Origin of the sequence: Streptomyces sp. 5K101, from assembly GCF_046506645.1 — a bacterium.
In the GTDB taxonomy this organism is placed as follows: Bacteria; Actinomycetota; Actinomycetes; order Streptomycetales; family Streptomycetaceae; genus Streptomyces.
The window spans coordinates 18864-40030 of record NZ_JBKFFO010000025.1; the positions used below are offsets into that span (position 1 = coordinate 18864).

The 21167-nt window shown below is 71.5% G+C and carries 12 protein-coding genes and 6 tRNA genes; 7 read left to right on the plus strand and 11 right to left on the minus strand.

Annotated elements, in window-relative coordinates:
- Positions 1-63: 63 nt before the first annotated feature.
- Together ACLB9X_RS30400 and ACLB9X_RS30405 are read right to left on the minus strand one after the other, a co-directional pair.
- Entirely contained in the window at positions 64-1278 is a 1215-nt protein-coding gene (locus tag ACLB9X_RS30400; protein WP_410363649.1) for a PP2C family protein-serine/threonine phosphatase, read from the minus strand.
- A gap of 181 nt (positions 1279-1459) precedes the next feature.
- Positions 1460-1533, minus strand: a tRNA-Met gene (locus ACLB9X_RS30405).
- A gap of 244 nt (positions 1534-1777) precedes the next feature.
- Here ACLB9X_RS30405 and ACLB9X_RS30410 point away from each other — a divergent pair.
- The gene (locus tag ACLB9X_RS30410) at positions 1778-2776 is read left to right on the plus strand and encodes an N-acetylmuramoyl-L-alanine amidase (protein ID WP_410363650.1); all 999 of its coding nucleotides are present in this window, start codon (positions 1778-1780) and stop codon (positions 2774-2776) included.
- Positions 2777-2925: 149 nt separating this feature from the next.
- Here ACLB9X_RS30410 and ACLB9X_RS30415 read toward each other — a convergent pair whose 3' ends face one another.
- The 6 genes from ACLB9X_RS30415 to ACLB9X_RS30440 all read right to left on the minus strand — a co-directional run bounded on the left by ACLB9X_RS30415 (position 2926) and on the right by ACLB9X_RS30440 (position 12162).
- A complete protein-coding gene (locus tag ACLB9X_RS30415) occupies positions 2926-4539 on the minus strand; it encodes a phosphodiester glycosidase family protein (protein WP_410363651.1) in 1614 nt (537 codons plus the stop codon).
- A gap of 586 nt (positions 4540-5125) precedes the next feature.
- Positions 5126-5198, minus strand: a tRNA-Lys gene (locus ACLB9X_RS30420).
- A gap of 104 nt (positions 5199-5302) precedes the next feature.
- Complete coding sequence (locus ACLB9X_RS30425) at positions 5303-8380, minus strand: FG-GAP-like repeat-containing protein (protein ID WP_410363652.1); 3078 nt, start codon at positions 8378-8380, stop codon at positions 5303-5305.
- Positions 8381-8605: 225 nt separating this feature from the next.
- Entirely contained in the window at positions 8606-10723 is a 2118-nt protein-coding gene (locus tag ACLB9X_RS30430; RefSeq protein ID WP_410363653.1) for a DEAD/DEAH box helicase, read from the minus strand.
- A 264-nt stretch (positions 10724-10987) separates the two neighbouring features.
- Positions 10988-11500 (minus strand): hypothetical protein, encoded by a 513-nt coding sequence (locus ACLB9X_RS30435; RefSeq protein ID WP_410363654.1) that lies wholly within the window; start codon positions 11498-11500, stop codon positions 10988-10990.
- Positions 11501-11811: 311 nt separating this feature from the next.
- Positions 11812-12162, minus strand: coding sequence for a metallopeptidase family protein (locus ACLB9X_RS30440; RefSeq protein ID WP_307714680.1), 351 nt, complete (start codon positions 12160-12162; stop codon positions 11812-11814).
- A 75-nt stretch (positions 12163-12237) separates the two neighbouring features.
- Here ACLB9X_RS30440 and ACLB9X_RS30445 point away from each other — a divergent pair, with 75 nt between their 5' ends.
- From ACLB9X_RS30445 to ACLB9X_RS30460, 4 genes are all read left to right on the plus strand, one after another.
- On the plus strand, positions 12238-13824 hold the full coding sequence (locus tag ACLB9X_RS30445) for a metallophosphoesterase (protein WP_410363655.1): 1587 nt from the start codon (positions 12238-12240) through the stop codon (positions 13822-13824).
- 80 nt (positions 13825-13904) lie between these two features.
- Positions 13905-13977 (plus strand) — tRNA-Glu (locus tag ACLB9X_RS30450).
- Positions 13978-14016: 39 nt separating this feature from the next.
- A tRNA-Asp gene (locus ACLB9X_RS30455) sits at positions 14017-14091 on the plus strand.
- Positions 14092-14113: 22 nt separating this feature from the next.
- A tRNA-Phe gene (locus ACLB9X_RS30460) sits at positions 14114-14190 on the plus strand.
- 100 nt (positions 14191-14290) lie between these two features.
- Here the strand turns inward: ACLB9X_RS30460 and ACLB9X_RS30465 are convergent.
- The 3 genes from ACLB9X_RS30465 to ACLB9X_RS30475 are packed head-to-tail and all read right to left on the minus strand — an operon-like array spanning position 14291 to position 16731.
- Entirely contained in the window at positions 14291-15121 is an 831-nt protein-coding gene (locus ACLB9X_RS30465) for a cytochrome c biogenesis CcdA family protein (RefSeq protein ID WP_410363680.1), read from the minus strand.
- Positions 15121-15879 (minus strand): DsbA family protein, encoded by a 759-nt coding sequence (locus ACLB9X_RS30470; protein WP_410363656.1) that lies wholly within the window; start codon positions 15877-15879, stop codon positions 15121-15123. The genes ACLB9X_RS30465 and ACLB9X_RS30470 overlap by 1 nt, the downstream gene beginning before the upstream one ends.
- A 60-nt stretch (positions 15880-15939) precedes the next feature.
- On the minus strand, positions 15940-16731 hold the full coding sequence (locus tag ACLB9X_RS30475) for a hypothetical protein (RefSeq protein ID WP_410363657.1): 792 nt from the start codon (positions 16729-16731) through the stop codon (positions 15940-15942).
- A gap of 118 nt (positions 16732-16849) precedes the next feature.
- On the opposite strand from ACLB9X_RS30475, the gene hrpA reads away from it, so the two are divergent.
- Positions 16850-20779 carry an ATP-dependent RNA helicase HrpA gene (gene hrpA / locus ACLB9X_RS30480; RefSeq protein ID WP_410363658.1) on the plus strand — a complete coding sequence of 1310 codons (3930 nt, stop codon included), beginning with the start codon at positions 16850-16852 and terminating at the stop codon, positions 20777-20779.
- Between the two features lie 90 nt (positions 20780-20869).
- A tRNA-Asp gene (locus tag ACLB9X_RS30485) sits at positions 20870-20944 on the plus strand.
- Positions 20945-21167: the final 223 nt, after the last annotated feature.

The window sequence follows — 21167 nt, forward strand, 5'->3', positions numbered from 1 at the left end:
ACCCTTCAGATCGGCGCGTCTTCTGATGTTGTGTCAAATGTTATGCACAGTGGCACCTTACGACTACGCACCGTACGGATGTGCGGTAGGCCCTCGCCGCCCCGCGGGCCGCCCATGCGTCCGGGAGGCGCCCTCGGCGGAGACGACCGGCACCGTCCGCCGACGGACCGGCTGCCCCTCGTCCGGCCGGCCGACCGCCAGGAGCGCCATGTCGTCGGTGGCCCCACCGCCCGTGTACCGGCGCACGTCGTCGACCAGCGCGTCGAGCAGCGCGTCGGGACCGGGGAAGACACCGCCCCGGAGCCGTTCACCCGGGTCGTAGAAGACGCCCCTGGCGTCGCGCGCCTCGGACAGGCCGTCCGTGTACAACAGCAGCGTCGAGCCGGCGGGCAGCGGATACTCCTGCGCACGGTCCGGCCACATGCCCAAGTCGCTCATCCCCAGCGGCAGCGCAGCCTCGGACGGCTCCAGCACGTCCAGTCCGCCGTCGGCGTGCAGCACCAGCGGGTCGGGATGCCCGCGATTCACCAGCCGTACGGTGCCGCGCCCCGCGCCGTCGCCGGGCGGGATCTCCCCGAGCACGGCGGTGGCGAACCCCTCGACGGCCTCCACCCCCTCGCGCCGCATGCCCTCGCGCTTCAGTGCCCGCTCCAGCCTCCGCGCCACGCCCTCGAGCGAGGTCTCCTGCTCGGCCGCCTCCCCGAACGCCCCGATCAGCACGGCGACGGCCGCCACCGCCCCCATCCCCTTGCCGCGCACGTCCCCCACGATCAGCCGCACCCCGTGCGGGGTGTCCTGCACCGCGAAGAGGTCGCCGCCGATGAACGCGTCCGCCTGCGCCGCCTCGTACCTCGCCGCGATGTGCAGACCGGCGATCCGGTCCGCGGGCGTGGGCAGCACGGCGCGCTGCGCGGCTTCGGCGATCACCCGCGCCGAGGCGAGCCGCGCGCTGCTGCGCGCCACGACCCCGTTGATGAGCAGCGCGAGGGCCGCCACGGTGAGCACCGTGCTCGTCTCGGTGGCAGCGGTGATCTGAGTGATGGTGGCGTTGTAGGCGTGCAGCACTGTCGTGGCCAGGACGGCGGCGATCCCGGTGAGGAGCGTCACGACCCAGCTGACGATCGGTGCCGCGATGAGTGGGGCCGCGGCGAAGAGCGGGACCGCGGTGAACCGGGCCGGCGTCAGCAGGTCGAAGACGATGCCGCAGGCGATCATCACAGCGGGCAGGACGCGGACGAACCACGGCGCCCGGTGGCTGCTGCCCAGTTCTCGCCCCACAGGTGTTCTCCCTGCCGCTCCGCCACGGCAACGGACCGGTGCCGCGCCCCTCCCATGCTGCGCGCCCGTGCGGCAGGCGGCGACTTGCCGCGTCCGCATGCACAGAAGCCCAGGTCACGGGCGCCGGAAACGACGGTGGCCCGGCAATCGATCGTCTCGATTGCCAGGCCACCGTCTTCAGTAGCGGGGACAGGATTTGAACCTGCGACCTCTGGGTTATGAGCCCAGCGAGCTACCGAGCTGCTCCACCCCGCGTCGGTGAACACCACCTTACGCCATCCGGAGCAAGATCCACTCCCATTTACCGGTCAGGCCGCCGATCCGGCCCTGCGCGGCCGCACCCGGCCAGGGTTCGCGGCCCGCTCCGACGACGGCCGCTGCGTCCGGGCGCCCTCGTCCGTGGCCCCAACCGGGGTGAACAGTACGCCCGTTGGGTATGCCAGCACTGATCGCCGATCGTTGCGCGACCACACCGTGACGCACACCGAGAGGAGACCCGATGGCCGAACCGCTGACCGCCGACCAGCTGCTCACCGCCTTACGGAACGAGGGACTGCGCGTGGTGGAGTACCGCGAGTGGCGCACCCACAACCGCAACCACGTGGGCCCCTGGGCCCCGGTGCACGGTGTGATGGTCCACCACACCGTCACCTCCGGCACCGCGTCCTCGGTGGAGCTCTGCTACAACGGCTACTCCGGACTGCCCGGACCGCTGTGCCACGGCGTCATCGCCAAGGACGGCACCGTCTACATGGTCGGCAACGGCCGGGCGAACCATGCGGGAGCCGGCGACGACGACGTCCTGCGCGCCGTGATCGCGGAGAGCACGCTGCCTCCCGACGACGAGGCGAACACCGACGGCAACCGCCACTTCTACGGCTTCGAGTGCATCAACCTCGGCGACGGCGAGGACCCGTGGCCGGCCGCCCAGCTCGAAGCGATCGAGAAGGCGTCCGCCGCGATCTGCCGCGCGCACGGCTGGACCCACCGCAGCGTGATCGGCCACCTCGAGTGGCAGCCGGGAAAGGTCGACCCGCGCGGATTCACGATGGCGTCCATGCGCGAGCGCATCGCCGACCGTCTCGCATCCGCCCCGCCCTCCGAGGAGGACGACATGCCCGACAACTGGAATCTCGCCTCCGACACCGACACGTCGCTGCCGCCGGGCAAGTGGACCACCGTCCCGGTGGGATCGACGGACCTGCTCACGGGCGCCGTGCGCTACACCGGCTCCGTACACCTGACTCTGACGGCTCCCCCGGGCGGGACGGTCCAGGGCCGCTTCTACCACCTGCGCCCCGACGGCTCCCGCTGGACCGGCCCCGCCGTGGAACGCCTGACCACGGCCGGCTCCAGCTTCCCGGACTTCCCCCACGCCGGCTCGGTCGCCGCGAACGAGAAGGTCCGCTTCGAGGCCGTGTACTTCCCGGCCTCGGCGACGGACTCCGCGCCCGCCACGATCACGTCCTCCTGGGTGCGCGGCCTGTTCTGGACGTGACGACCGCCGGACTCGCGGCCCTCGCGTGCCGGCCCCGGGTCTCGGCCGCCGAGACCCGAGACCACAGAGCGCCCCGACCGCTCGAACCCGATCGAGGTGCCCCTGGCAGGTCGGAGGAGCCCCCCGACCTGCCAGGGGCGCTGCCGCGATCAGGAGGTCGCGCGCGGGTGCACGAGCAGCACGTTGCCGAGCGGACGCTCACCGGCGGCGTCCGACGGCCGGTTGACGACTCCCGCCTCCGCCGTGGCCATGACGCTGGAACCCCCGCCGTCGAGGTTCATCGCCTCACGCGCACCCAGCTGCCGCATCAGCTGCGCGGCCTCCGCGACACCCAGCCCCTCGCTGTAACCGGCCTGCCGGCCGTCGACGACGACGAGCAGCATCCTGCCCCAGTAGTCCACGCCGATCACCGAGCGCGGATTGCTGCGCACGGTCCAGTTGTACGTGAAGGTCTGGTCCGTGCCCTCGCGGATGATGCCGTCCTGCTGGGCGTTGACCGACACCCGCCCGTCCCTGACCAGGGTCGGGCCGACCTGGAGGATCGTCGTGTCCGGGGTGAGCTCCACCCGGCGGCCCCTGCTGTCCTTCACTTCCTCGGTGAACGTCAGCGTCTCGCCGACCGCGACGTGCGCCAGCAGCCAGTCGGCGCTGTCGCCGATCGCCTGGACGGTCGAACCTCCGGCGGGCACACGGGCGCCGCGTGAGGTGTTCACCGCGGTCACGCGGCCGTTCGCGTCGAGCACGGCTTCCGCGCCCGCGCCGGCCGGGGCCTTGCCCCACTCCGGGGTGAACCGCACCAGCTCGCTGCTGTCCGTGCACCGCAGGTCGTGCTGCGCCTTCTCGGTCGGCAGGTCGCCGCCGACGCCGCCGCAGTTCCAGACGACGCCGGGCACACGGTTCACCCCGTCGATCTCGACGCTCTCCGCGCCGGCCCGGAGCGTCACGTGCGCGGTGAACGTGTCCACGTCGACGGACCGCCCGCCGCGGGTCAGCTTCACGCCGGCCCGGCCCTGGGTGGCGGAGCCGAGCAGCTTGCCGTCCTTGACGTACATGCCGCCAGGGGCGTTGTTGTAGAACCACTGGCCGTTGACGCCGGCTATCGCGCCCGTCGACCCGATGAGGTCCGTCAGCTTCTCGGTCCCGTTGAGCGCGGGCCCGAAGTCCGTGCCCACCGTGCCGTCGAAGGTACGGAAGTCGAGCCGGAGCACGTGGACCTTCTGCGGCGCGTGGGCGTCGGTGCCGTCCTGTGCCGTGTAGCGCGTACCGCCGGCGAATCCGGCCGCCTTGACCCGGCCCAGCATGGCCGTCGCGTCGGCGGCGTCCACGTAGCGGCCGATGCGGACGGTCCAGCCGAGCGTTCCGGCGCGGCGGTCGGCGAACGCTGGTGACCCGACCCTCTCGACCCGGGGCTCGAACCCCTTCTCGCGCAGCGCCGCAGCCACGCGGTCGGCGGTGGCCTGGGGACCGAGCGCGGTGCCCGCGGAGGCGAGCGGCCCGTCGGGGGAGGCCGGCAGATAGACGTGCACGGTCCACCGGTCGTTGGCATCCCGCTTGCCGAACGTCATCGAGGTCAGTGTCGCTCCGGGCGCCACGGTGGTCGTCACCGGCGGGGCGCTGGGCCTGAGCGGCTGATTCGCGACGTGGACGGGGGATGTCCGGGCCGCCGAGGATTGCGGCGACGCGGCCTCCGCGAGGGGCGCGGCCGCGGCCGCGGCCAGCACAGTCGCAGCCGCCGCCATGAGGGAAAGGGACTTGCGCTGCATGGGCGTCCTTCCGTCGTCGGAACGTAAGGCAAGGCAAGGCGCAGTCGATTGCCGTGAGGTGACTCGCAGTTCAACGGACGAGGCAGCTAGAGGAAATCTGCGGTCCGATGAGATGAATGCCCCCGTCCGCGCTGCGCGACGCAGGGCGCGGGCCTTGTGCCCGTGGGGTGTTGGGGGTGTGGGGGCGGGTAGCCCGGCCGGAGGAGCCGAAGTTACCTGGCGTCCGATGCGTCACGTAGCTGACGCTAAATCACTTTCGCTCGGCTTCGTGCGCTCGATCAGCCGGCAGCTGATCACGTTCACCCCGACACGGCGACGGTGGCGGCCTCCACACGATCACGGAGGCGCTGCGGCACGCCACGATCACGCCGACCCCGGATGCGTACCGAGCCCGCAGGCCGGACAGGAGCCGCCGCCACGCCGGCCCTGCGCCCGTCAGGATGTCTCCGCAGCGGCTCCCGCCGGGACGTCCGCTCGCGCATCGCGCCCCGCCCGAGGCCGGAAACGACGCAGCGCCCCGACCGGTCGAAACCGATCGAGGCGCTGCGTAGCAGGTCGGGTACGCTCTGCCCGCCCTGCCTGGCGGTAGGCCGTGTGGGACTCGAACCCACAACCAACGGATTAAAAGTCCGCTGCTCTGCCAATTGAGCTAACGGCCCCCGGCACACCTGAGCATAACCAAAGAGATCCCCGGAACCGATCGGGTATCCCGTACCGGCCTGTCCCGCCGCGGCCCGGTCGCCCGGACCGCGGCGGGAGATCGTCAGTACAGGCCCTTGAACGCCTGCCAGCCCGCCGTGCCGATCAGCACCCGGGCCGCAAGTGTCCCGCTCCCCGTCGCACTGTGCCGGTACAGCCGGCCGTCACTCGTACGGCCCAGGATGTCCGGCTTCCCGTCACCGCCGATGTCGCCGATCCCGACCACCGAGGTGTACCCGCCCCAGCCCGTCGCCAGCTGCACCCGCGGCGTGACGCCACCGGTGGCCGTGCCGTAGTACCGCCACAACGCGCCCGCCTTGTCGACGCCGAGCAGGTCACCACGCCCGTCGCCGTTCAGGTCGCCCGCGCCGACGATCTTCGCGTACGTCTTCCAGTTCGTGCCGATCTTCACCCGGCCCTTGAACCGGTGATCGGCCGTGCCCGCGTAGAAGTACATGTCACCCGTCGTCGTCTGACGCACGATCAGGTCGGTGTAGCCGTCGGCGTTCACATCGCCCGGCGACGTCAGCACGTCGTACTGGCCCCACCCGGTGCCGACCGACGTGTACGGCGAGGACGCGGAGACGATCTTGCCGCAGCCCGGCCGGTAGGACCGCAGCTCGTTGCCGAGGCGTACGAGCACGTCGTTGCAGCGGTCTGCGTTCACGTCGCCCGATGGCACGAGTACCGCCGTCGTCGCGAACTTCGCCCCGGTCCCCGCGATCCGCGACGACACCCCGCCCGTGCCCGTGCCCTTGTACAGCGACACGAGACCCGTCGAGTCCATCACCAGCAGGTCACCGAAGCCGTCGTCCCCGGCGAGGTCACGCCACACCGGCGCGGCCCCGCTGATCGCGACCGAGCCCGTCACGGTCAGGTCCGCGCCCTGGCCGTCGGCCGGCTGCGCGGTCAGCGCCCAGGTGTACGTACCGTTCGCGACGAATTTTCCGGCCGCGTCCTTGCCGTCCCAGGAGGCCCGCAGCACTCCGCGCGCCTCGCCCCCGGTGAGGGTGCGTGCGACAGCGCCGGTCGCCTTGTTCTTCAGCGTGAGCGTCCAGGACGCGGCCGGCTTCGACAGCCACCAGCGCGGCTTCCAGGCACCGGCCTTCAGGTTCGCGCCCGTCGGCACGTCGGCGTCGATACGGGCCAGCGGCGACGCCGGAACCCCGAGGTCGACCACCCGGACGTCACCGGCGGCGTTGTCCTCGAAGGCCATGCGGCCGGTCGCCGTGTCCACGGCCCACGGACCGTGCTCGAAGTTGTCCTCCGAGGTCTGGTAGGTGGCCTTGAGGACCGGCTCGGCACCACGGATGTCGGTGACCGTCAGGTCCCGGCCCTCTGTCTGGACGACATAGCCGTCACCGAGCACCGAGAACGGCTGCGTGTACGGCTTGTTGACGTTCTTGTCGAGGTCGTAGACACCCCCGGTGGGAACCGAGCCGGCACAGTCCCAGCTCAGCCAGTGGGCCGTGACCTTGATGAACTCCGCCCGGCAGCCCGAGCCCAGGTCGACCGTGCGCTTCACCGCGCCGGTCCGGACGTCGTAGCCGACGACCGTTCCGTTCACCTTGCCCTGCGTCCAGAGCGTGTCGCCGTACAGGTCGTAGTCGAAGGGGATCGTGAACGTGGCCAGGCGCTTCCCCGTGTCCAGGTCAAGGGCGGTGTTCGTCACCCATTCACCGGTCTCGGTCTCTCCGCCGCCGAGCGCGTAACGCCCGGAGACGTCGGTGATCTGGACGTTGGTGAGTTCGGTGGTCAGGACGCGCCCCGAGGTCGCGCCCTCCTCCACGACCAGGGGCTCGTCGTCCGACTGGAACAGTCCCTGGACGACCAGGCGTCCGTCGCCTGTGGCGAAGTGCTCGTCGCAGGGGCTGCCGTCGGTGCACTTGTCGATGCCGAGCCCGAAGCCGCCCCGCTCCTGCGTCGCCCCCGCCGTCAGCTCGCCGGTCACGGACACCGACCGCGTGCGGTAGGCGTTGCTCTCGTCCGGCATCTGCTCCAGGGACTCGAGCCGGCCGTGGCTGAAGCTGAACGACCTCGGCTGGGAGGTGAGGGGGGTGACGTCCACCAGCTCGGCCGCGGCCGTCCCGTCCCCCTCCGCCACGAGCCGCTGGAGGCTCAGCGCGTCGGCGGTCGCCCCCGCGACCAGCAGCAGCCCGCCGTCCGGAGCCGCCAGCGCCTGCTTGCGCCCGTGCGCGAAGAGAGTGGTCTCCTCCCCACCAGCGCGCGGCACGGAGACGACGCGGTACGGGGCGGAGGAGCCGTCGCCGGAGGCACGCCCGACGATCAGCCGGCTGCCCACGACCCCGAGCAGCACGTCGCCCTCGTTGTAGGGAAGGTCGGTCGTCGCCGCCAGGGTGAGCGGACCGGATGCGCCGGCCTCGCCCTTGGTGTAGAACCGCGCCTCGCCGTCCTTAGCCCACTCCACGACCTCGGTCGGGCTCGACACGGTGGACACCGGCTGGACCGTCGCGTCACCGGGGACGGTGCGCACCTGCGCCGAGGCGAGGTCGATCCAGGCGGAGCGGGAGACGCCGTCCAGCTCGTACGTGGTGAGGATGCCGTCCGCCGTTCCGGTCACCGCCTTGGCGGGCGGCAGCGCGCCCTCCGGCCAGCCGGTCACCGGGGTGTCCTGCACCGTGCCGTTCACTGTCCGGAGCAGATGCCACGCGCGCGGAGCGGTCGTGGTGCTCTGGGTGAAGGTGACCACGGTGGACCCGAAGACGCCGACGTACTGGTGGCGGCTCGGGATGTCGAGGTAGCTGAGCCTGTCCGTGGCCATGTCCACCAGCCGGACCGAGTCCGACGTCGGTGTCCAGTCGGCCAGGTACGTGGCGAAGCCGTCGAAACCGGCGCCGTACGTGCCGTCGGCCTCCGGCCCCTCCTCTCTGGCGGTGAGCGGGGTGGAGTCGCCCGCATAGGTGCTCCAGAAGTGTCCGCGGCCCTGCTCGTACCACAGGTAACCGGTCGGCCCCGCGACGAGCGGGACCACGTCGCGCGGCTGCCCCGCGACCGAGGCCGGGAAGACGACCCCCCGGTCCTCGGCCGCGGTGGCCGGCGCGGAGAGAGGGCCGAGGCCGGCGAGAAGGGTGGTCGCGGCGACGGCCGCGATGGAATGGCGTAGGAGAGCGCTACGAGGCACTCAGGTCCTCCCCTGATGAATGAAGAAGAGGCACGGGAGATCAGCGGTGCCCGTGCTGAACAGCAATGTGTGAAGGCCCCCCGGCCGCACCGCACCCCATGCAAGTGGAAGGACTGTAACAGCAGCCCCACCAGCAGTGGAAGCACTTTCGAACCCGTTCAACGCAACAGGGCCCGTACGCCACCGAAGTGTCGTACGGGCCCTGTCTCAGCAGGTCACACAGCGTCAGCCGTTGCGCTTCCAGCGCGGCTTGTCGTCACGGCGGCCGCCGAAGGAGCCGGAGTTCGAACCGGCCCCGCGGTGGTCGTCGCGGCGGCCGTACGGGCGGTCGTGGCGCTCGCCACCGGAGCGGAAGCCGCTCGAGGGGCGGTCGTCGCGGCGGCCGTACGGACGGTCGCTGCCGCGGTGGGCGGACGGGCGGTCGTCGCGGCGGAAGCCGCCACGGTCGTTGTCACGGCGCTCGAACGAACGGCCACCACGGTCGTCGCGGCGGAAGCCACCGCGGTCACCGTCCCGACGGTCGTCACGGCGGAAGCCGCCACGGTCGTTGTCACGACGCTCGAACGAACGGCCACCACGGTCGTCCCGGCGCTCGAAGCCACGGTCACGGTCGAAACCGCGCTCGCGGTTGAAGCCACCGCGGTCGTTGTCGCGGCGGTCGTCGCGGCGGAAGCCGCCACGGTCGTTGTCACGACGCTCGAACGGACGGCCACCACGGTCGTCGCGGCGGTCGTCGCGGCGGAAGCCGCCGCGGTCGCCACGGTCACGGTCGCGGCGCTCGAAGTTGCCGCGGTCGTCACGCCGGTCGTACGCGGGGCGCTCCTCGCGCGACTCGCGCTCCGGCTGCGGCTCCGGCGTCGCGGCGATCTCCGCCTCGGCGGCCTCGGTCACCTCGGCGACCGCGGCCTCCGGGTCCTCGCCGCGCTCGCGGGCGGCGCGCGCCACCAGGCGGTCGGCCTCCTCGCGGAGCTCGGCCGCGCGGCGCTGCACGCGCTCCAGCTGACGGGTCAGCTCGACGACCTCGCGCTCGGCCTGCTTGGCGGCGTTGTTCGCGGAGTCGGCCTGGACCTCGGTGAGCGAACGTGCACCGGTGATCTCGGCGACCTCCGGGTCGAACGCGCCCGCGCCGCCGACGATGTGACGCGACGCCTCGACGCCCGCGTCCTCCATGAGGCGGAAGATCTGGCGGCGCTGGTGCGGCAGCGACAGGGAGACGACCGTGCCGGACTTGCCGGCGCGGGCGGTGCGGCCCGAGCGGTGCAGGTAGTCCTTGTGGTCGCCGGCCGGGTCCACGTTCAGGACGAGGTCGATGCCGTCGACGTGGATGCCGCGGGCGGCGACGTCGGTCGCGACGAGCGCGTTGACGTAGCCGTCCTTGAAGTCGGCCAGCGTGCGCGTACGGGCGCCCTGCGTCATGCCGCCGTGCAGCGCGTCGGCCTTCACACCGGCGTCGCGCAGCTGCTCCGCGATGCGGTCGGCGCCCAGCTGGGTGCGGACGAAGATGATGGTGCGGCCCTTGCGGGCGGCGATGGCGGCCGTCACCGGCGCCTTGTCCTTGGGCTTCACGACGAGCACGTGGTGCGTCATTGTCGTGACGTTGCCCTGTGCGCTGTCGACCTCGTGGCTGACGGGGTCGGTCAGGTAGCGCTTGACCAGGGTGCTGATCTCGTTCTCCATCGTGGCGGAGAAGAGCATGCGCTGGCCGCCGGTCGGGACCTGGTCGAGCAGCTCGGTGACCTCGGGCAGGAAGCCCAGGTCGGACATCTGGTCGGCCTCGTCGAGGATCGCGACCTGGACGTCCTCCAGGGAACAGGCGCCGCGGTTGATGATGTCGCGCAGCCGGCCCGGGGTGGCGACGAGGATGTCGACGCCGCGCTCGAGGGCGTAGATCTGGTTGCCCATGGACGTACCGCCGCAGACGACCTTCATCTTGAGGCCGAGCACGTCGCCGTACGGCTGGAGGGCGTCCGCGACCTGCATCGCGAGCTCGCGGGTCGGGGTCAGGATGACGCCGCGGGGCTTCTTCTTCTCGGTGTGGCCGCCGGCCAGGGTGGCGAGCAGCGGGAGACCGAAGGAGAGCGTCTTGCCGGAGCCGGTGCGGCCGCGGCCGAGGATGTCCTTGCCGGCCAGGGCGTCCGGGATGGTCGCGGCCTGGATCGGGAAGGGGGTGGTCACGCCGTTCTGGGCGAGCTTGCGGACGACGCCCTCGGGCAGGCCGAGGTCCGCGAACGTGACCTGGGGCTGCTGGGACTCCTCGGCGGCCGTCTCGGCGACCTCGGAGACCGTCTCGTCGAGCGTGTCGTTCTCGGGCACGACGGCGTGATCAGTACTGAAAGTGGACATGCGAAATGCGAAACCTTCCGGAGTCTCGGCACGCGCCCAAACTCCGTGAATTCGCAATTCGACCGCCTCGATGCGGTCAGCCACGGCTAGGGAGATACGCGCCACACGGCGCGCTTCCGTTTCGGCGCCGGGCAATGGGATCAAACGATCTACCACCATACGCACCCTCCCCCGGCAAAGGCAAACCGCCCGCGAGTGACCCGCCTTACATCCGCAGCCCGGGCGAGGGCGGAGGCCACCGGGTCCCCGCCCTCGCCCCCGCACCTACGCCGGCCACTCCTGTGACGACGCCGTGCGCTCGTCGTAGCCCCGGTGGCCGCCCCGGCGACTGCCCTGATGCTCGACCGACCTTTTCGCCCCCGCGTGCACCTCGGGCGCCGACGACGTCGGCGGGTCCGTCGGCTCGCTCGGCTGCGGCGTCGGGCTCGCCGGGGGCGTGGGCGACTGGGGCGGAGGCAGGGTCGGGGGCTGCTGGGTCGAGGACGGGGACCCGCCGCCGTGCGGCGGTGTCGGCTTGGTCCCCGGCTTCGGAGGCTTCCCGCCGGGCGTCGGCTCCGCCCCGCCGCTCGCCGCACCGCTCGGGGCCGGCGATCCCTCGGCGTCCGGCCCCTTCTCCGTGTCGTCCGCCGTGTCGTCCTTCCCGTCCCGGTCCACCTCGCCGTGGCCGACCGGGCGCTGCCCGCCGCCGGGCGCTCCGTGGCCGCCGTCCGGCTCCGCCGCCCCGGGCCGCTCCGCCGAGGTACTGGGCGCGGGCTTGCGGCCCTCGTCTTCGCTCACGCTCATACAGCCTGCCGAGGCCAGGACCGCCAAGGAGGCGGCGATCCAGACGGCCGTCCGGCCGGGGGCTGACAACTGGCGCACGGGGCACCTCCGGGACAGGGGTTCGCGGGTCACCCTGCCCAACTCCCCTCACCCTGTGGGGGACACGCCTCCCGACCCCTCGGCCCACGATGCCGCGCGTCAACTCCACGCCCGGGAACAGCGGTCCCAGCCCCACCAGCAGCGAAGCGGCCACGCTCGCGACGGCCGGGAACGTCCGCCCGCGCTCGTCCGGTCGACGGCCTGCCCGGCACGGCCGGGCCCGGGAATCACCCGTATCCCAGTGCGTGCAGCCGCTCGTCGTCGATCCCGAAATGGTGGGCGATCTCGTGCACCACGGTGATCTCGGTCTCCGCCACGACGTCCTCGCGGGTCTCGCACATCCGCAGGGTGGGGCCCCGGTAGATGGTGATCCGGTCCGGCAGCACGCCCGCGTACCACTCACCGCGGTCCGTCAGTGGAGTCCCCTCGTAGAGCCCGAGCAGCTCGGGGTCGTCCGGGGTGGGCTCGTCCTCGACGAACACGGCGACGTTGTCCATCAGCCGCGTCAGTTCGGGCGGGATCCTGTCCAGGGCCTCGGCGACCAGTTCCTCGAACTCCTCGCGCGTCATCTCCAGCACCCGGCCATTGTCACGTACGGCACGCGGACCGCGCCGCCCGGCATGGTCGACGGTCGCTTTGGGCATACGGGACCAATGGCCCGCGAAGCCCCGGAACCGAAGCAGCCGACCCGCCCGATCCGCCCGTTCCGCACCGCGCCGCTCCTCGGCGGCCGCACGTCCTCGCAGACCACCGCACTCACCACGGCCCAGCGGCCCTGGGTCCGCGCCCTCGGACTGACGGCCGTCGTCCTCCTCGGCGCCTGGCTCGGACTGCTGATCGTCGGCAACGTCCGTACGCCGGTCGGCCCGATGGACGCCACCATGACGCTGCGCCCCTCCCTGACCGGCGGCACGAAGATCGACGTCTCCCCGCTCGGCGCCCTCGAACTCGACTCCCACGTCGCCCCCGTCCGCCTCGACGTCGACGTGGACCGCCTCGACCCCGTCCGCTCCCAGGCCCTGGTCGATCACCCCGAGCGACTGTCCGGCCTGCAGGAAGAGATCTCCGCCGACGTCCGGGACGGCACCACCGAACTCGCCCTGCGCTCCTGCGTGGCCGTCGTGTCGGGGGCGACCGCGCTGGGCCTCGCCGTCTACCGCCGCCCGCGCCGCGCCCTCGCCGCCGGCGGCCTCGCGCTCGCGCTCCTCGCCGCGTCCGGCGTCTCGGCGGCGGCGACCTGGAACCCGAAGTCCGTCCTGGAGCCGAAGTTCTCCGGACTGCTGTCCTCCGCGCCGTCCGTCGTCGGCAACGCGCGCTCGATCGTGACCGAATTCGACGTCTACCAGAAGGAGTTGGCCCGCCTGGTCACCAACGTGACCAAGCTGTACGAGGCGACGTCGACGCTCCCGGCCTATGCGCCGGACCCGAGCACGATGCGGGTGCTCCACGTCTCCGACATCCACCTCAACCCCGCCGCGTGGCACATCATCGGCTCCCTCGTCGAGCAGTACGGCATCGACGTGATCATCGATTCCGGCGACACGATGGACCACGGGTCGGCCGCCGAGAACGGCTTCCTCGACCCGATCTCCGATCTGGGTGCGCCCTACGTGTGGGTCCGCGGCAACCACGACTCGCGCACGACGCAGAAGTACCTGGCCCGGATGAAGAACGTCCACGTCCTCGACGAAGGCCGAGCCGTGAGCGTGGGGGGACTGCGCATCGCGGGCAGCGGCGACCCGCAGTTCACCCCGGACCGGTCGGTCGTGGCCCAGGGCGACCCGGCGGAACGCATGACCGGCATCCGCCTCGCGTCCGCGCTGCGCGACCAGGAGCGCGCGGGCACCCCCGTCGACATCGCGGTCGCCCACAACCCGGTCGCGGCCCGCGAGACCGACGGCACGGTGCCACTGGTCCTGGCGGGGCACATCCACAAGCGCCACACCGAGATCCTTCCGCACGGCACGCGCCTCAGGGTCGAGGGATCGACCGGTGGCGGCGGGCTGCGCGCGGTGGAGGACAAGGAGCCGGAGAAGGTGCGCGCATCGGTGCTCTACTTCGACCGGACGAGCCGGCGGCTGCAGGCGTGGGACGAGATCACGCTGGGCGGCCTGGGGCTGACGACGGCGGAGGTCAGCCGCCATGTCGCGGAGCCGGAGCAGCCGTCCCCGAGCCCGTCCGGGGGCTCACGGTCGCCCTCATCGAGCCAGTCCGGAGGCTCGCCGTCGCCCTCCCCGTAAACCGTTTTGGCGATAGGTCCCCGCATCCCATATGCTTCTCACGTCCCCGACGCGCTGAGAAGCGCCCAGGCGGGCCCTTAGCCCTCATCGTCTAGTGGCCCAGGACGCCGCCCTTTCAAGGCGGTAGCACGGGTTCGAATCCCGTTGGGGGCACGCATCACCGTGTGCGAGACTTGTTCTCGCACAATGCTTGGTCCTGTGGAGCAGTTTGGAGTGCTCGCCACCCTGTCAAGGTGGAGGCCGCGGGTTCAAATCCCGTCAGGACCGCTGGAGCTCGAAAGAGCTTCGTGGCTGGGTAGCTCAGTTGGTACGAGCGATCGCCTGAAAAGCGATAGGTCGCCGGTTCGACCCCGGCCCCAGCCACCAGCCGAAGGCCCCGATCCCCGGATCGGGGCCTTCGCCGTTTCTTCCTCTGACGCCGGGGGCCCTGGGGCGGGGACCGAGAGCCCCCACCCCGGGGCGCGGGCTACGCCTTCTCCCGCTCGCCCCGGCGCCGGCCGCGCACGGCCAGGACCAGCGCCGCCACCGCGACCACCAGCACCAGCAGCGCCCAGTCCGGGACCGTCCTCCCCACCCCCGACGCCCACTCCTCCACCGCGAACGAGTCGTCGACCGACAGCAGGCCCGGTAGGGCCGTCGTGCCGTCGAACGCCAGGAACAGCGTGCCCAGCAGCACGAAGAACAGGCCCGACGCCAGCGACGTCGTGTGCAGCCGGAACCGGCCCACGCGCAGTTCGCGCCCGCGAAGCCGCCGGCGGCCGCCCAGGTCGAAGCGGTCCCAGAGCAGGGCCAGCAGGAACAGCGGAACCGCCATGCCGAGGGCGTAGACGGCGAGCAGCAGGCCGCCGTAGACCGGGCTCCCGCTCAGCGCCGCCACCGTCAGCACGCTCCCGAGGATCGGGCCCGCGCAGAAGCCCGCCAGTCCGTAGACCAGGCCGAGGGCGTAGACGGACAGGGCCGTCGTCGGACGGATACGGCCCGACACCGCGGCGATACGGCGCGAGGCGAAGCCCATCCCGAGGATCTGCGCGACGCCGAGCGCGACGATCAGCCAGCCGCCGGCCGAGACCAGCAGGTCGCGATGGCCGTAGAAGAGCCGGCCCGCGAAGGACCCGGCCGCCCCGAGCGGGACCAGGGTCGTCGCGAGGCCCGCGAAGAAGATGCCGGTGCGCGCCAGCAGCCGGCCCGTGGAGTCGATCGAGTACGCGAAGAAGGCGGGCAGCAGCAGGGCGCTGCACGGGCTGATCAGGGCGAGGAGTCCGCCGAGGAACGCGGCCAGATAGCCGATGTCGTGCATCACGAGCCCTGCTTCGCGGTGCGCGCCGCCGTCTCGATCGCCTCGGTGAACGTCTGAAGGGGCTGGGCTCCCGCGATGGGCCGGCCGTTGATCAGGAAGGACGGCGTGGACGTGGCGCCCAGTCCGTATCCCTCCTCCTGGTCCTTCGTGACCGCCCGGCGGGCGGCGTCGCTGTCCAGGTCACGCGTGAAGCGGTCGAGGTCGCGCACCCCCGCCTCGCGGGCCAGAGCGGTGAGGCGGTCGGGGCCGAAGCCCTTCTCCTTCGCGCCCGCCGCGTACGCGGCGGCGTGGAACTGCCAGAAGCGGCCCTGCTGCCCCGCCGCCCACGCGGCGCGTGCGGCGGCCTCGGACGCCTCGCCGAAGATCGGGAAGTTGCGCCACTCGATGCGCAGGACGCCGGCGTCGACGTACTTCTTCATCAGCCGGGGCTCGGTGTCGCGGGCGAACTTCCCGCAGAATCCGCACTGGAAGTCCGCGTACTCGACCATCACGACGGGCGCGTCCGCGCGGCCCGCCGCGAGCGGGTCCTTCGCGTCGCGGCGGGCGAGCTTCTCCAGCTCGGGGTACGTGCCGGCCTGCGGCTCGGCGGAGACGTCCGCGACGGACGAGGACCCATCGGACGGCCCGGCCTCCGGCCGGGTGGCGGTGTACGAGGCGAAGCCGAGCAGCAGCGCGGCGACGAGGACGCCCGCGCCGATCGCGAGCGGCTTGCGGGAGGAGCGGGAGGAGGTGGACGGGGCGGAAGACGGGGAAGGCATGGCGGAACTCCTGAACGAAAGGCCTGACGGAAACGGATGCCGGTGAGGGGACCGGCGGGCCTATACGCGCAGGACGGAGAAGTCGACCGCCGAGGGCGGCGCGAGCGGTGGCGGGCCGCGCAGGGGCGAGACGTCCAGCACGGTCTGATCGCAGACCAGCGCGGTGCCGCCGAAGCCGTGGGTCTGGTGCAGCACGGGCAGCAACTCGTACGCGGTGCCGCCGCGCGGCGGCACACCCGGATGCGCCCCGCTGTCCCCGGCCCCGGTGCGCTGCCCGCATCCGGGCAGCTCGGCCGCCCCGGCGGCCACCGCTTCGGCCGGACCGGGTGCGGCGCCGGCCCGCACACCGATGTCACCGTCACGGACGCCGCCCGCCCGGACGCCGGATGCCCTGGCGCCTGTACCGGGGACGCCCCCAGCACGGTCGGAGCCCGCGTCGGTCTCGGAGCCCGCACCACGGCCGGAACCCACGTCGCCGACGGAGCCCGCACCACGGCCGGAACCCACGTCGCCGACGGAGCCCGCACCACGGCCGGAACCCACGTCGCCGACGGACCCCGCACCACGGCCGGAACCCACGTCGGCGGCCGCGCCTGACCCGGCAGTCACCGCGACCACCCCACCGCCGACCGAGCGAGCAGTCACGGCGGTCGTCTCACCGCCGGCCAAGCCCTGCCCGGCAGTCACCACGACCACCCCACCGCGGGCCGAGCCCGCCGGCGCGGCCGCAGCCTCGACCTTCGTCGACAGGGCCGCCACGCATCCCAGCAGCGTGCCGAGCAGCCCGAGCAGCAGGCTCACGGTCACCGCGACGCGATGCCGGCGATCGCGGCCGACGCGGCCGATCAGCATGGGCGTGCTTTCCCTTCGGGACGCTCGGGAGGGATGAACGATTCGCTCCATACTGCACCAGCTTGCTGACGAAATGAGTTCGCCAGTGCTTTCCGGAGAGTGCGATCCTGGACCCCGTATGTCTACTTCCTTCGCCGATCTCCAGACCCTGCTGGCCGGGGCGTCCCTGCGCGACGCCCACCGGCTCGGCCGTCGTCTCGAGGGCGCCCGCCGCATCCGTAAGCCCGAGGCGCGGCAGGCCGTGCTGGACGAGATCGCCGCCGAGGCCGAGAAGTCCGCGGCCCGCGCCGCCCGGCGTGCCGAGCGCGTGCCCGAGGTCACGTACCCGGAGCAGCTCCCGGTCAGCCATAAGAAGGACGAGATCCTCCAGGCGATACGGGACCACCAGGTCGTGATCGTCGCGGGTGAGACCGGGTCCGGGAAGACGACCCAGATTCCGAAGATCTGCCTGGAGCTCGGCCGGGGCGTGCGCGGCATGATCGGCCACACGCAGCCCCGCCGTATCGCCGCCCGCACGGTGGCCGAGCGCGTCGCGGAGGAACTGCGCACCCCGCTCGGCGAGGCGGTCGGCTGGAAGGTCCGGTTCACGGACCAGGTGAACCAGGACTCGACCTTCGTCAAACTGATGACCGACGGCATCCTGCTCGCGGAGATCCAGACGGACCGCGAGCTGCGTGCCTACGACACGATCATCATCGACGAGGCCCACGAGCGGTCCCTCAACATCGACTTCCTGCTCGGCTATCTCGCCCAGCTGCTGCCCAAGCGCCCCGATCTCAAGGTCGTCATCACCTCCGCGACGATCGACCCCGAGCGGTTCTCCCGCCACTTCGGCGACGCGCCGATCGTCGAGGTCAGCGGCCGGACCTATCCGGTAGAGGTCCGCTACCGCCCCCTGCTGGAGGAGGATTCGGAGGAGTCCGACCGCGACCAGATCACCGCGATCACGGACGCCGTCGAGGAGCTGATGGGCGAGGGCAAGGGCGACATCCTCGTCTTCCTCTCCGGCGAGCGCGAGATCCGTGACACCGCGGACGCGCTCAACAAGAAGCAGTACCGCTTCACCGAGGTCCTGCCGCTGTACGCCCGGCTGTCGCACGCCGAACAGCACCGCGTGTTCCAGCCGCACACCGGCCGCCGCATCGTCCTCGCGACGAACGTCGCCGAGACCTCGCTGACCGTCCCCGGCATCAAGTACGTGATCGACCCGGGCACCGCCCGGATCTCGCGCTACAGCCACCGCACCAAGGTCCAACGGCTGCCGATCGAGCCGGTCAGCCAGGCCAGCGCCAGCCAGCGCAAGGGCCGCTGCGGCCGTACCTCCGACGGCATCTGCATCCGCCTGTACTCCGAGGACGACTTCCTCTCCCGTCCCGAGTTCACGGACGCGGAGATCCTGCGCACCAACCTCGCGTCCGTCATCCTGCAGATGACGGCGGCCGGGCTCGGCGACATCGAGAAGTTCCCGTTCATCGACCCGCCGGACCACCGCAACATCCGCGACGGCGTCCACCTGCTCCAGGAGCTCGGAGCCTTCGACCCCGCGGAGAAAGACCCCCGCAAGAAGCTCACTCCGCTCGGCCGCAAGCTCTCCCAGCTCCCCGTCGACCCCCGGCTCGCCCGGATGGTCATCGAGGCCGACAAGAACGGCTGCGTGCGTGAGGTGATGGTCATCGCGGCCGCGCTGTCCATCCAGGACCCCCGCGAGCGCCCGGCCGAGAAGCAGGCGCAGGCCGACCAGCAGCACGCGCGCTTCAAGGACGAGACGAGCGACTTCCTCGCCTTCCTCAACCTGTGGCGCTACGTCCGCGAGCAGCAGAAGGAGCGCGGCTCCTCCAGCTTCCGCCGCATGTGCAAGCAGGAGTACCTGAACTTCCTGCGCATCCGCGAGTGGCAGGACATCTACTCGCAGCTGCGCACGGTGGCCAAGCAGATGGGCATCCACCTCAATGAGGAGGACGCTCCGGAGCAGTCCGTCCACGTCTCCCTGCTCTCCGGCCTGCTGTCGCACGTCGGCATGAAGGACGTGAAGGAGGGCGCGAAGAACGAGTACCTGGGAGCGCGGAACGCCAAGTTCGCGATCTTCCCGGGCTCCGCGCTCTTCAAGAAGCCGCCGCGTTTCGTCATGTCCGCCGAGCTCGTGGAGACCTCGCGCCTGTGGGCCCGGGTCAACGCGAAGATCGAGCCGGAGTGGATCGAGCCGCTCGCCCAGCATTTGCTGAAGCGTACGTACAGCGAGCCGCATTGGGAGAAGGACGCCGCGGCCGTCATGGCGTACGAGAAGGTGACGCTGTACGGCGTGCCGATCGTCGCCCAGCGCAAGGTGAACTACGGGCGCATCGACCCGGAGACCTCCCGCGACCTGTTCATCCGCAACGCGCTCGTCGAGGGCGACTGGCGCACGCACCACAAGTTCTTCGCGGACAACCGCAGACTCCTGACCGAGGTCGAGGAGTTGGAGCACCGCGCCCGCCGCCGCGACATCCTCGTGGACGACGAGACGCTCTTCGACTTCTACGACCGGCGGGTGCCCGAGCACGTCGTGTCCGGCGCGCACTTCGACTCCTGGTGGAAGCACAAACGCCGCGAGCAGCCGGACCTGCTCGACTTCGAGCGCGAGATGCTCATCAACGAGAAGGCCGGCGCGGTCACCAAGGACGACTACCCGGACACGTGGCGGCAGGGCCGGCTGAAGTTCCGGGTGACCTACCAGTTCGAGCCGGGCGCGGACGCCGACGGCGTCACCGTGCACATCCCGCTCCAGGTGCTGAACCAGGTCACCGACGAGGGCTTCGACTGGCAGATCCCGGGCCTGCGCGAAGAGGTCGTCACCGAGCTGATCCGCTCCCTCCCCAAGCCGGTACGCCGCCATTACGTGCCGGCGCCGAACTACGCGAAGGCATTCCTGGAGCGGGCGGTGCCCCAGCAGGAGCCGCTGCCGGTCACCCTCGCCCGCGAACTCCAGCGCATGGTGGGCGTACCGGTCTCGGCCGACGACTTCGACCTGGCCAAGGTCCCCGACCACCTCAAGATCACATTCCGGATCGTCGACGAGCGCCGCAAGAAGCTCGCCGAGGACAAGGACCTGGAGGCGCTCCGCCTCAAGCTCCGCCCCAAGGCACGCCAGGCCCTGTCCAAGGCGGCCGCGGCGACCGCGGGGCCCTCGGGCGAGTCCATCGAGCGCACCGGTCTGAAGGACTGGACGATCGGCACGCTGACGAAGGTGTTCGAAACACGCCGGGCCGGCCAGCCGGTCAAGGCGTACCCGGCGCTCGTCGACGCGGGCGCGAGCGTGTCCGTACGGCTCTTCGACACGGAGGCCGAGCAGGCGCAGGCGATGTGGCAGGGCACCCGTCGGCTGATCATGCTCAACATCCCGGTCAGCCCCGCGAAGTTCGCCGCCGACAGGCTGACCAACCAGCAGAAGCTGGCGCTGTCCCGCAATCCGCACGGGTCGGTACAGGCACTGTTCGAGGACTGCGCCATGGCGGCGGCGGACCGGCTCATCGCCGACCACGGCGGCCCCGCCTGGGACGAGGAATCATTCCGGAAGCTGTTCGATCAGGTCCGCGCCGACCTCGTGGACCTGACCGTCCGCACGATCGACCAGGTGCAGCAGATCCTCGCGGCCTGGCAGGCCTGTGAGCGCCGCCTGAAGGCCACGAACAGCCTGACGCTGATCAACAACGTCCAGGACGTCCGGGAGCAGCTGGCCGCCCTGATGCCGGCCGGCTTCGTGACGCGTACGGGTCTGCGCAGGCTGCCCGACCTGATGCGCTATCTGGTCGCCGTGGACCGCCGCCTCCAGCAGATGCCGACGGCCGTCCAGCGCGACACCACGCGCATGGAGAAGGTCCACGAGATGCAGGACGAGTACGCCTGGCTGCTGGAGCAGCTGCCCCAGGGCCGGCCGGTGCCGCAGCAGGTCCTGGACATCCGCTGGATGATCGAGGAGCTGCGGGTGAGCTACTTCGCGCACGCGCTGGGCACGGCGTATCCCGTCTCGGACAAGCGGATCGTGAAGGCGATCGACGCGGCGGCACCGTGACGGCACGGTCACCCTGGGTGAGTTCGACCTGACCAGCGAACCTGCTGTACAGTCTCTCTCGCGGCCAAGGAGTGTTCGGCCGCGAAACCTGGTCCTGTGGAGCAGTTTGGAGTGCTCGCCACCCTGTCAAGGTGGAGGCCGCGGGTTCAAATCCCGTCAGGACCGCGCGATTGACCGAAGGCCCGCATCACATTGATGCGGGCCTTCGTAGTATCCGGACCACCGGAGGCCGCGCCATGCGGCGGCCCGGCCAGATTCCGCGGTCGAGACGCAGCAAATCCCGTCACGGCCACGCCTGTTCGCCAGCAGGCCCCGCGCCCCCTCGATGCCGGCCTCTGCCGTATGCGCGCTCGTACCGTCTTGATGGTGTCATCCGCCGCCGGTACCC

Coding starts and splice junctions, on each gene's coding strand:
- ACLB9X_RS30470 (WP_410363656.1), bottom strand. CDS start 15,879: ATGCCTTCCCCGTCTTCCGCCCCGTCCACCTCCTCCCGCTCCTCCCGC.
- ACLB9X_RS30410 (WP_410363650.1), top strand. CDS start 1,778: ATGGCCGAACCGCTGACCGCCGACCAGCTGCTCACCGCCTTACGGAAC.
- hrpA (WP_410363658.1), top strand. CDS start 16,850: ATGTCTACTTCCTTCGCCGATCTCCAGACCCTGCTGGCCGGGGCGTCC.
- ACLB9X_RS30475 (WP_410363657.1), bottom strand. CDS start 16,731: ATGCTGATCGGCCGCGTCGGCCGCGATCGCCGGCATCGCGTCGCGGTG.
- ACLB9X_RS30430 (WP_410363653.1), bottom strand. CDS start 10,723: ATGTCCACTTTCAGTACTGATCACGCCGTCGTGCCCGAGAACGACACG.
- ACLB9X_RS30415 (WP_410363651.1), bottom strand. CDS start 4,539: ATGCAGCGCAAGTCCCTTTCCCTCATGGCGGCGGCTGCGACTGTGCTG.
- ACLB9X_RS30445 (WP_410363655.1), top strand. CDS start 12,238: ATGGCCCGCGAAGCCCCGGAACCGAAGCAGCCGACCCGCCCGATCCGC.
- ACLB9X_RS30465 (WP_410363680.1), bottom strand. CDS start 15,121: ATGCACGACATCGGCTATCTGGCCGCGTTCCTCGGCGGACTCCTCGCC.